This window comes from Litorilituus lipolyticus, assembly GCF_006439335.1.
GTDB lineage: Bacteria > Pseudomonadota > Gammaproteobacteria > Enterobacterales > Alteromonadaceae > Colwellia > Colwellia lipolytica.
Window position 1 is genome coordinate 293,610 of sequence record NZ_SAWY01000020.1, and the last position, 8,255, is coordinate 301,864.

Annotated in this window: 4 protein-coding genes; 1 reads left to right on the forward strand and 3 read right to left on the reverse strand. The window is 39.5% G+C overall.

Features of this window, described 5'->3' with window-relative positions; translation table 11 throughout:
* Positions 1 to 97: 97 nt before the first annotated feature.
* The 3 genes from EPA86_RS10665 to EPA86_RS10675 all read right to left on the reverse strand — a co-directional run bounded on the left by EPA86_RS10665 (position 98) and on the right by EPA86_RS10675 (position 7,041).
* The gene (locus EPA86_RS10665; protein ID WP_170309628.1) at positions 98 to 2,869 is read right to left on the reverse strand and encodes a family 20 glycosylhydrolase; all 2,772 of its coding nucleotides are present in this window, start codon (positions 2,867 to 2,869) and stop codon (positions 98 to 100) included.
* A gap of 29 nt (positions 2,870 to 2,898) precedes the next feature.
* Positions 2,899 to 4,173: an MFS transporter gene (locus EPA86_RS10670; protein ID WP_140603420.1), complete on the reverse strand. Its 1,275-nt coding sequence runs from the start codon at positions 4,171 to 4,173 to the stop codon at positions 2,899 to 2,901.
* A 183-nt stretch (positions 4,174 to 4,356) separates the two neighbouring features.
* Positions 4,357 to 7,041 carry a TonB-dependent receptor gene (locus tag EPA86_RS10675; protein ID WP_140603421.1) on the reverse strand — a complete coding sequence of 895 codons (2,685 nt, stop codon included), beginning with the start codon at positions 7,039 to 7,041 and terminating at the stop codon, positions 4,357 to 4,359.
* Positions 7,042 to 7,238: 197 nt separating this feature from the next.
* On the opposite strand from EPA86_RS10675, the gene EPA86_RS10680 reads away from it, so the two are divergent.
* On the forward strand, positions 7,239 to 8,096 hold the full coding sequence (locus EPA86_RS10680; RefSeq protein WP_140603422.1) for an AraC family transcriptional regulator: 858 nt from the start codon (positions 7,239 to 7,241) through the stop codon (positions 8,094 to 8,096).
* Positions 8,097 to 8,255: the final 159 nt, after the last annotated feature.

The following is an 8,255-nucleotide window of genomic DNA, read 5'->3' on the forward strand; positions in this document are numbered from 1 at the left end:
ACCAAAATAACTCCATACATTTCAATGAACTAAAAAAGCCGAATTAATAGAAAATCAATTCGGCTTATGGTTTTCAATAAAGTTTTGGTGTTTTCCTTTACGGTAATGTCATCGCACGCCCTGCACGTTGTTTATCAGCAGTTTTTGCCCGTACAGCCAAAGGTTTATTGCGTGGTAGTTTTTCTTCAATCGCGTGCCAATTTCCCGCATTATCTTTATATTCAATTGGTAAACCTTGCAGAGCAATATTGGTTTTCAACTTGCCCTCTTGCCATTTAGCTCCTGGGGTCGGTACGCGGTAAAACACGCCTGCTTTATCTAACTTAGCCAGTTCCTTTTGACCTATTGCTCGTGAAAAAGCTAACCACTGTTGATCTCGTGCTTGTTTTAAATCATTTGAAAACTGGTTAGTTTGACGATCATATATTTTGCCTGAGTAATCATAAGGCACCGACCAATGGGCCTTGTGCCAAGCTCTTTCAGCAAGGGCAAGTAAACGAGGAAATACCATATATTCAGCCTGCTGTTGGCTTCGCACCGTTTCACTCCACAGCTGCCCTTGAATGCCTGATACCTGATAATTTTTTGGTAATGGTTGATGAACGACCTGCCCATTTTCATTGAGCTGCTTGGTGTCATCACTGCTAAAAGCTTGCCCCAAAGTATCCACTCTAAATTCAGCATGAATAGGTAAGTTATCAGGCATAAAATTAAACAAGCTTCGTGTAGTCACCCGTCTTGATGCCCAATGATAGCCTCTTTCTTTCGGATCTATTTGGTAGGGGAAATCAAAATAAAGTACATCAGGCGTTGATAAAATAATATTCCAATTTCTGTGAGCTTGCTCACTAACTTGTTGATGAGCACCCCAAGGTAAGGCATCCCAAATATAGGAATATACCTCAGTTGGCATATTCTCAACCTTGGTCTCTTTTAAGCCATCATTCCAACCACCCACGGCTATGCCTCTGCTTTGCACCATATGAGATACACGTTCAATAAAGTGAGCGCCTAAATGTTTAAAATCATCGACATTATTCTCTTTATTCTCGACTAAAGCCTGACAAACTGGCGAATCGACCCAAGCACCAGCCGTTTCATCTGCGCCAATATGATAAACCTCTAGTGGTTGGCCCGCACTGTGATGTATTTTTTGCAAATCATCTAACACCCGATCAACAAAAGCATAAGTTGACTCCATACAAATATTTAACGTGTTATCGTTATAATTTTGAATTGAGCTATATTGAGTTTTATCATCAAAATCCGTTAATAAATAACGTTTGGCTTCTTGCTCGTTTTCTTGGCTCATATAATAATGATATCGCGCTTCCATTGCCTTTATTGCCGCGCGAGAATGACCTGGCATATCTAAAGAAGGGATCACTTGAATATGATGTGCCTTAGCCAATTTGATTATTTCAATATAATCTTCAACGCCATAATAACCATCACGCTCTTTTGCATCGGCACCCCCCAATTGCGGCTGCAAGCAATGCTTATCATCTAAAGACATACAACGCCTGCTCGAAATCTGCGTCAATTCAGGAAGACTAGGTAGTTCCAATCGCCAGCCTTCATCTTCTGCTAAATGCAAATGAAGTTTATTTAACTTATAAGCAGCCATTTGTTTAATTAATGAAAAAATGAACTCTTTGCTATGAAAGTTTCTTGCTACATCGACATGCTGACCACGGTATTGGTAATGAGGTTGATCTTCAATCTCCATCAAAGGCACAGTGTTAGATTCTAAACGCAATAAGCTTGATAAACTTTGTAATGCATAAAACGCACCTGTTGGCTCTTGGCTTACTATTTCAATGCTACTTTGGGTAATTGACAATTGATAATGACCTTGTTGCCAATCATCTGCTTTTTGAGCATTAATTTTAATAGATACTTCAACACCTTGCTTGTTCTCATTGGTCTTTATACCGAGAAAATTCAAACGTGATATAGCTGCCTCGATATCAGAAAACTGAATTGCTCCCTCAAGGGAAAAATGCAGCCCCGCACTTAAATCTAACTCAGCCGCAGGCTGAGAAATATGCACTGATTTTGGTGTTGGTATAATGGCATATTTAACGTCTTGAGCTGTTGCTTGCTTTTCTTGCGTAGCTTTCTCGCCCGCATGGGCCAAATTTGGTTCATTGTCATACAGCCAATTTACAGACGCATACTGATTAATATCCTTCGGTGACGACTTAATTTGTTTAACCGTATCAGTAAAAGGCACCACATAGGGCTGAATTTCTAATCCGGTTTCTTCATCAATGACTGCTTTAGTACTAGCAATTACTGCAGGCTTTAGAGGTAATGCACTTAACCAATAATTTGGCATTAACTCTTTTTCAGAAATTAACGTACTCTTTACCCATAACTTAATGCGATATTTTTTACCCGCTTTAAAACCTTTAAAACTTACCTTTGGCGTGACTTGATGAATGTCGCCATTTAAATGTACGAGGCTAAACTCATCACTTTCACTGGCATAAACAGGATAAACTTGCGAGTAATTTAACTGCCACGACTGTTGCGCTACTGTGAGTAATGCATCTGAGTCACTTGATAGTAAAATTTCAGCGCCATAGCAGTATTCAACGTCTTTACCTTTTAACGGCGGGCAGTTTGTTTCAATATTACTTAAAAATTTATATTTTACTTGTAAGTTCTGAGCTAACTTGTCCAACTGTTGTTGACTTAGTGTTGACTGCTCAACAGCTTCAGCACTGCCTTCATAAGTCTTATTAGCTTTTATATCTGAAGGTTCACTACAACTCGCTAAAAGCGTACAAACCAGTATAGAGCTGAGCTTTATTTGCTTTTTTAATTCCGCAAATAGAGTTAACCAATGAACTGTTTTTTTCACATACAACACCTGATTTTCCATGCTTATTTTTATCCTACAGTTTGAGATTTAGTGTCATGACTTTTTTTAAAAAGCTTAATGGTTTTATTCGCAACTAGAGGTTTCGCCCAAAAGCCAATGGCAAAAATATATCCCAGAGTTATGTACACAACAATCATACCAAGTCGAAGATCACCTGTAAGGTCAGCAAGTAAACCTATAATAGGGGAAGCTAAGCCACCACCAACAATTCCTGTACATAGAATCCCCGCAAAAGATCCGTGATGCTCTGCTAATGAATTTAACGCTAAAGAAAAAATGACAGACCACATTACAGATAAGAAAAAACCCACCAATGGAAATGCCATCACGGCCATAGACGCATTACCAAACAATGCCAATGTAAGTGAAACAATAGCACCTAACGAAAACAGTTTTAGTACTGTTTTGCTATCTATAACTTTTAACAAGGCCAAGCCTAGAAAACAGCCTAAAGTTAACATTAACCAAAAATTACTGACGGTGGTTGCCCCTACAGTTATGGGATCTAAACCATGATACCTTTCTAAAAATATTGAAATAGCATTAGCTACACCTTGCTCTGTTCCCACATAAGCAGCAATACCGATGAAAAACAATATCACCGTTTTATTTTGAAATAATTTTTTATAAATAGACCAAGCACCAACTGACTCTTCATCATTTAGCATGACTTTAGGTAGCTTGATAGCACTAATCAATAGCAACATAAGCACAGAGATGACTGCAAATAACCAATACATAGACAGCCAAGGCATAGTATCAGGCACTAAATTTCCTAACATTGCATATACCGCCGTTGGGTTCTGTTCAGCCATACCTTGTACTAACGCTGTATAAACCAACGGACTTAACGTTGCAGCGGCGCCAAATAATAGTTGCGCAAGCACTGAATAAAAAGCAAAGTGCTCTTCCCCACCAGAGACACGAAGTAATGGATTAATTGCCACCTGCAGCATAGCCATACCCGTCCCAATTAAAAATAGCGAGCCCATGGCCATGGTGAAACTAGGCACTAAAGCAAAGGAAAATGCCCCTATTGCCGACATAACAAACGCTAACAGTAAAACAGGTTTCTCACTGTATTTATCCACCAACATGCCCGCAGGGATAGACATAACACCGTAAGCGGCAAAAAACGAAAACGGTAAAAAGCCCGCCACTGCTAAACTAATATGAAAGTCTTTTACTAACGATGGAAAAATTGGACCTATAATGTTGGTAATAAATGAAATAGCAAAAAAGGTAACTAAAACCAAAATAACTGCAGCTACATTTGTTTTCATTAAAAACTCCTAACTATTGAAATAGCTAACTTAAACGATTGTTTATAAATAAAAAGAGCTGTTCCCTTACGAGAACAGCTAAAAATGAGGAAGGAAAGTCGATGTCACACCTCACTTTTTGTTTGGCTACTCAGCTAGTTACCCGCGTTATAGCCATAACAAAACTTTTACTTACTCAACTGTCTAGTATGAAATATTAAACCTAATGCCAAACATACGTGGCGGGTTGTATGAATTAGACTTCCAGCCGCCATTTGCGCCCTGCCCCATCCAGTTAACCACGACTTCGTCCGTTAAATTATTACCATACAATTCTACATACCAGTTTTCATCGACAGGAGCGAATTTCAATGACGCATCAACATTTGCATACGCTTCTTGATAATCACCTACTGCGCGGTTATCTAAGTTACGTGGCGTGAAATACATCTTATCTTGCCAGCGCAAACCAAGCCAAGGCACAAGCTGGTACTCGCCCATTTCAAAGTAGTGTGAGTAGTTCAAGCCCATAGAATGTTCAGGCGCGCTAGGTAATTGGTTACCTGTTACATCATACAATTGGCGACCACTTAGCGGGTTACCTGGCTCAATGAATAAATCAGCACATGCTTGTGCACCATTTTCTTCTCGATAGCCACACATCCAATCATCGTTATACGAATCATATGAAGTAATCTCAGTACCTAAGTAGGCATAGAAACCATTTAAGCGACCGTTTTCCCAAGGAATATAATCAAACTCTAGCTCTAAACCATAAATCTCTGATTCACCAATATTTTCTGTTTTCCAAGCTTGAACAATGTCACAAGCGGGATCCCAATCTGGACATTCACGATCGACAACTTTCTGTCCGATAGGATGCATATTGGTGTACTGCATGTCTTCATATTGAGTAAAGAAGAAAACCGCTGATAAATTTAAACTATCATCTAGCAATGTAGCTTTATAACCTAATTCATAGTTAATGGTAGTTTCTGCATCATAGTCTAAGTAGGTCCACTGCTCAGTACTGCCATCAACACAGGTACCGCCACCACAAGTATCTGTTCTATCACCAAAGCCACCGGCACGATAACCTGTCGCCACTGTTGCGAACATAAATTGCTTAGCAGCTAATTGGTAGTTTAAACCCAAGCGCCAGGTTGTTTGGTCCCAATCTTTTTGGTAAGTGTTAACCACTTTGGTATCGCCATAAGCTGGTTTACCAGCAAAAGGCCCCATATCCATGGTTAAATCAGTACCGTTGTGTGGCAAGCCCATACCTAAATCTGTTAGGGGTAAACCTTCCGCACCATTATAATACCAAGGAGAATCAGCGCTCCAACTACCCCATGTTTCACCTTCATTATCAATACGCTCATCTTGGGTGTAGCGAATACCAGCGGTAACAGTCCATTTCTCGCTTAACTCAATATCCGCTTGAAAGAAAATCGCTTTCGAATCAATTTCGCGTTTTGGTTGATCATAATATTGACTATATGGCATACCCCAAGGTGCTTGAACTAGCATGTCTTGACCAAACTCCATCGAGTTATTCTCATACATCCAGAATGCGCCAAGGACATACTGCCAATCATTGAATGTTTGCTTTAACTGCAACTCATTCACATAAGATTTATATTCTGAATCTATGGTGTAAGTCGCTCTATCATCTACGGTCTGGCGACCCCAGTTACCCCAAGAGTACATGATGTCGACTTCAGACATTAACGAATGTTGACCTGCATCATCATCGTGATGTTGAACCCTTTGTTGATTAGCGTAAGCAAAGCGATGCTCTAATACAGTATTGTTATTGATATCATAACTTAGCAAACTACGAACAGTATCTATGCTCATATCAATTTTGCCCGGTACATTAATGAGCACCTCTTGGTCGAAGTGATCTTGCGTATCACACGCGTAAGCAGTACCTTCTGCTGCCCAACAGTCCTTTAAGTTCACATGACCTGCACCATTGTTTTGATAATGTTCAAAGCCCATGGTCCATGCTATATCATCAGTCACTTGCCAAAGACCGGTTAAACGACCACCCCATTGATCTGAATTTGAGTAATAATCTGATGCATCTACCTTTTTATTTACACGCATATCAACATCAGGATTACCGTCAGGACCACTCCAAATATAATCGCCCCACTCACCGTTTGGATCAGGTAACTTCATGCCTCGGTCGGTTAAGTCTTGTTGCTGATTAATGTAACCATCACGCTTATCAATCATTAACGCTGCACGTAGCGCAAAGTTATCACTTACACCAAAGTTATATACGGTACGAACTTGCTGAGCGTTATAGTTGCCTAACTGTAATGTTGTCCAACCATAGTTTTCATCAAACTCTGGTTTAGCAGGAATAACATTAATAACACCTGCCGTTGAGTTTCGACCAAACAGCGTACCTTGTGCGCCACGTAAAACTTCAACTTGCTCTAAATCAAACATTAGCGCTAAAGAGCCTTGCGGACGTGGTGAGTAAATACCATCAATATGAATACCTACCGCAGGATCTGCAATTTCAGTAAAGTTATTAGACGACACACCGCGTATTGATGCTTTAACACCTGAGTCCGAATTTGATAAACCAAGCTGCAAGTTCGGCACCATACCACTTAAATCACCCAATTGTTTTACGTTTTGACGAGTTAATGCTTCTGGGTTCATTGCGGTAACCGCAATAGGTGTTTCCATGAGGTTAGTCACATGTTTCGTCGCGGTAACTTCGATGACTTCTAAAGCCGCTTTTTCTTTCTTCTCTTCTTCAGCAGCCAGTGTCGGTAGTGCCATCATGCCCATTAATGCCGTTGAAATGGCCAATGCAAGCGGCTTTCTGCTTGGTACTATATTATTTCTTGAATGTGATATAGACATTGTTCAAAATCTCTTATTATGTAATTTAGGCTGATGGCTTAAACACAAATACCTGCCGTTCTGCCTAACAGTTTTTTTAAGTAACGTTCCCTTAACGCCTATTTAGTTTGCAGTTCAAAAAAGCCTTATTGATACACTTTTCTATCCTGTTGTGATACTTTTCTATTCATATTTTTAGCAGGATAAGAAACATAAAAATGAAACTCATGTTTGAAAAAGTACTGCCAACTGAAAATGCCTCTTGGCGTTATTGGCTTTATGAATTAGATAACATTGACTTTAATTGGCATTACCACCCTGAGTACGAGATTTGCTTAACATTACATAGTTCAGGGCAACGCTACGTAGGTGATAGCATTGAAAATTATGGTGATTTTGACCTAACTCTGCTTGGCCCTCATTTACCGCATACCTGGTGCTCAACACCACGAGAAGACGGCAAACAACAGCAAGTTTATGTCGCGCAAATTCCTGTTGCTTGGCTAGAGCAGTTAACCGCTATGCCTGATTTAATCGCGTTAAAACCACTACTGGAATCTTCAAGGCAAGGGCTGAAATTTAGTCAAAGTGTGGCAAAAAAAGTAACATCAATTTTTATTAGCATGGCAAAAGCACCACCATCGCAGCGCTTTATTGGGTTATTAGAAGTGTTACAGCTAATGCTCGATGATAAAAAAGCGCAAACCTTATCCAGCTCAGGCTACAACATATCGATAACCTCAGATCCTTCGACTGATAAATTAGATAAGATTATTCGCCACTTGCACCAACATTACACCGACAATTTAAAAGCCGAAGATTTAGCTAAGCTAGTACATATGAGTACCAACCATTTTCATCGTTTTTTTAAGCAACGCACAGAGCAAACCTTCACAGAACTCGTTAATCAACTGCGCATTAGTAAAGCATGTTCTTTACTAATTAATAGCTCTATGCCCGTTACAACCATTAGTGATATATGCGGTTTTAACAATATATCGAACTTTAATAGACGCTTTTTACAGTTTAAAGAAGTTACCCCTAGTCAGTTTAGAAAACTTTATATGATGCATTAAATCAATGGCGCTATTCGCTTTTTTAAAGAAAAAAAAGCCCCGCATAATGCAGGGCTTTTTCGTTTTATAATGACCCGTCCTAAATAAGGTTGACACTTTTCCACGATTAAATTGGAGAGTGTTATGAAATCAATCACTAAACGAACTCAAAGAGATTAC